Origin of the sequence: uncultured Campylobacter sp. (assembly GCF_938017615.1) — a bacterium.
Classification (GTDB): domain Bacteria; phylum Campylobacterota; class Campylobacteria; order Campylobacterales; family Campylobacteraceae; genus Campylobacter_B.
In genome coordinates this window covers 1-2,549 of the sequence record NZ_CALIJA010000010.1, presented here as the reverse complement: position 1 = coordinate 2,549, position 2,549 = coordinate 1, and the positions used below count along the sequence as shown (strand labels likewise).

Annotated in this window: 3 protein-coding genes; all 3 read right to left on the bottom strand. The window is 41.7% G+C overall.

Annotation, left to right across the window (positions count from 1 at the left end; genetic code table 11):
* A partial coding sequence (locus tag Q0620_RS00480) for a DedA family protein (protein ID WP_298782723.1) occupies window positions 1-588 on the bottom strand: 588 nt, incomplete at its 3' end.
* 234 nt (window positions 589-822) lie between these two features.
* Window positions 823-1,647: a peptidyl-prolyl cis-trans isomerase gene (locus Q0620_RS00475; RefSeq protein ID WP_005870679.1), complete on the bottom strand. Its 825-nt coding sequence runs from the start codon at window positions 1,645-1,647 to the stop codon at window positions 823-825.
* 114 nt (window positions 1,648-1,761) lie between these two features.
* Complete coding sequence (locus Q0620_RS00470) at window positions 1,762-2,538, bottom strand: MetQ/NlpA family ABC transporter substrate-binding protein (protein ID WP_005870677.1); 777 nt, start codon at window positions 2,536-2,538, stop codon at window positions 1,762-1,764.
* Window positions 2,539-2,549 lie beyond the last annotated feature (11 nt).

The following is a 2,549-nucleotide window of genomic DNA, read 5'->3' as shown; positions in this document are numbered from 1 at the left end:
TTTTATAAAATAAATATATAGGAGCGAGATTATAATGACGACGGCGAACAGAGCGATCGTAATTAGATGCAGATCTTGCTTGATTAGCTCCTCATTTTCGCCGATGAAATATCCCAAGCTCATCAGTATTAATGTCCAAATCGCAGCTCCAAGCCCGGTAAATAGCACGAAGCGCGCTATATTCATCTTTGCAAGGCCCGCAGGAAGGCTGATGTATTGACGGATGCCAGGGATTAAGCGGCAGTTAAACGTTGAAATTTCGCCATGGCGGTTAAAAAATGCTTCGAATTTTGCAAATTTCTCCTCGGTGATGCCTACGTATTTGCCGTATTTAGCGATAATCTTACGTCCAAAAAAGTAGCATAGATAGTAATTAAACAGCGCGCCGGTGATGCTGCCGCCAAGCCCACAAACAAATGCCGCAACAAAGCTCATCTGCGATTTTGAGGCCAGATAGCCTGCAGGGATCATCACGACTTCACTTGGGAAAGGAAAGAAGCTGCTTTCTAAAAACATCATCACAAAAATGCCAAGGTATCCCCAGCCCGCGACAAATTCTACGATAAAATTTACGATATTAGAAAGCATTTGAATTCCTTGATTTAATGTGAAAAAACCAGCTGAGCCTAAAATTTCGCGAAATTTAGCATCAGCAAAGCAAATAAGCTTGAAATTTAACAATCCGTCGATATAAGAGTGGCTTAAAATTTCGCGAAATTTAGCGCATATAAAACAAAGGCGCGAGCTAAAATTTATCCCTGCAAGTTACTGCCGCAGCGAACTTGCATATAAATTTAATAGCCTCGCGCCTTAAAATTAAAACTATTTTGCGTATTCGATGTTTAGTTTGCCGAATAGCTCATTAGCCTTGTCATCGATTTTTTTGTTTACTTTGCTTGGAAGTAATTGATTTTTGATGAGATCTTTTACCTTTTCAAACGGCATAGTCTCAGCCTTTTTGCTGCTTTCTTTGTAGATTACATGATATCCGAATTGCGTCTTTACCGGCGTTTTGCTCATCTCACCATCTTTTAGCGCAAACGCTGCTTTTTCAAACTCCGGCACCATCATGCCTTTGCCGAAAGAGCCCAAATCGCCACCGTTTTCTTTCGCACTTGGATCGATTGAAATTTCTTTGGCTAGCTTATTAAATTCCTCTTTCAAATTCTCTTTTTTGACTTTTGATAGCTTCGCAATCGCGTTTTTAGCAGCCTTTTCGTCTGCTACTAAAATATGACTTGCGGTAACGGAATCTGGTTGCATGAAATTCTGTTTATTTTCATCATAAATTTTTTTAGCTTCCTCGTCGCTGACGCTTACGTCTTTAGCTTGCTCGCGTTGCCATAGATTAAATGCAATGCCATCTTTAGCAAGCTCTAGCTGATGCTTATATTCGTCGCTGTTTTCAATACCTGATTTTTTCGCCTCTGCGATTAGAAGTTTGTATTTGATTAGATCATCGATTAGTTTTTTCTTCTCATCGGCGGTCGGTTCCTGTCCGCCGTGCTGCATACCTTGAGCCAAAAACGGTGCAACATCCTCATCCGTAATAGTGATATTTGCGTCTTTTGCAGTAGCCAAAACGCCTGCATTAAGCGAAGATATAGCCATAGCGGCAACAAAGCTGAAAGATAAAATTCTTTTCATTATTTTTCCTTTATTCGGTAAATTTCGCGCAATTATAAAAAAAGATAGTAAATAAAATAGCGAATGCCAGCAAATTCGGCGCGAATCCTGCGCCGAATTTTAAAAAGAGGGGAGTTAAAACGACGGGATGATTGCGCCTTTATATTGCGTCTCGATAAATTTTTTCACTTTCTCGCTTTGAATCGCTTTATCTAGCGCCTTGATCTTAGGGCTGTTTTCGTTGCCTTCTTTAACGCTAATAACATTTGTATAAGGGTTGCCCTCAGCCTTTTCTAAAAATAGCGAATCTTTGATCGGGTTTAAATTTGCGTTAAAGGCAAAATTTGAGTTGATAACCGCAATATCTACATCGCCCAGAGTGCGTGGAAGTGCGGCGCCCTCAAGCTCTAAAATTTCTAAATTTTTAGGGTTTTTCGTGACATCTAACGGCGTGCGAAGCTTGGCGTTTTGATCAACTTCGATGAGCCCCGCGGCTACGAGTAGATCAAGAGCGCGGCTTTCGTTAGTCGGATCGTTTGGCACGGCAACTTTAGCACCGTTTTTAAGATCTTTTAAATTTTTAATCTTATGGCTGTAGATGCCCATCGGCTCTAAATGCACGCCCACGGTCGCTTTTAACTTCGTGCCTTTATTGGCGTTAAATTCCTCCATATACGGCACGTGCTGGAAAAATCCCGCATCCACGTCGCCGCTGTCGGTAGCGAGGTTCGGGGTTACGTAGTCGTTGAAAACTTTTACTTCAAGATCGTAGCCTTGGGCTTTTAGATCGGGCTTGATCTGCTCTAAAATTTCGGCATGCGGTATCGGAGTAGCGGCGACTACGATTTTTTCGGCAAGAGCGAAGCTGACGACGCTAGCGCTAAGAAGCGAAGCGAGAAGAAATTTCTTCATATTTAATCCTT